This is a genomic window from Aphanothece microscopica RSMan92 (genome assembly GCF_046613545.2).
Lineage (GTDB): Bacteria > Cyanobacteriota > Cyanobacteriia > PCC-6307 > Cyanobiaceae > NIES-981.
The window spans coordinates 1-762 of the sequence record NZ_JBKKKY020000272.1; the positions used below are offsets into that span (position 1 = coordinate 1).

Sequence of the window (762 nt, forward strand, 5' to 3'; positions counted from 1 at the left end):
CCCCAATCGGCGACAGCCCGACCCTGGAGGCCTGGGCCTCTGGCTTCAGCGCGGACGACCCGCGTCTCGCTGTCGACCCCGACGATGATGTGATCCAGCTCTACACGTCCGGCACCACCGGCCTGCCGAAGGGCGTGCAGATCACCGATGCGGCGTATCTGCGCTTCTTTCGCTATGGCCTCGCCGCCGACTGGGCCGACTATGCGCCGGGCGACGCGGTGCTCGTGGCCATGCCGCTGTTCCATGTCGCGGGCATCAACACCGCCATCCTGTCCGTGGCGCAGGGCGCGAAAGGCGTCGTGCTCGAAGCGATCGACCCGGCGGAGATCCTGCGGCTCATCCCGGCGGAAAAGATCAAGCATGCCTTCTTCGCGCCCACGATCATCAACATGCTGATGCAGGCGCCGGGCTCGGACAGCGTGGACTATTCCTCGCTGGAGCGGGTTTTCTATGGCGCCTCGCCGATCGCGGAAGACCTGCTGCGCCGGGCGCAAGCGCGGTTCGGCTGTTCCTTCACCCAGCTTTACGGCATGACCGAAAGCCTCGGCGCCGGCACCTATCTGCCGCCGGAAGACCATGCCGAGGGGCGCGACAAGCTGCGCTCCTGCGGCAAGCCCTGGCCCGGTTTCCGCATCGAATGCCGCAACGCGGACGGCACGGTCTGCGCGCCGGGCGAGGTAGGCGAGATCGTGATGTATTTGAGAGCCGAGTGGAGTGCTGATGGAGCTGGTGGTCAAACGAATCAGCGATCCGCGTTCAAGG

The 762-nt window shown here is 66.3% G+C and carries 1 protein-coding gene; it reads left to right on the top strand.

The window, feature by feature from the left end; translation table 11 throughout:
- Positions 1 to 762: AMP-binding protein (locus tag ACLD7X_RS17450; protein ID WP_411424959.1), on the top strand; the 762-nt coding region annotated here is incomplete at both ends.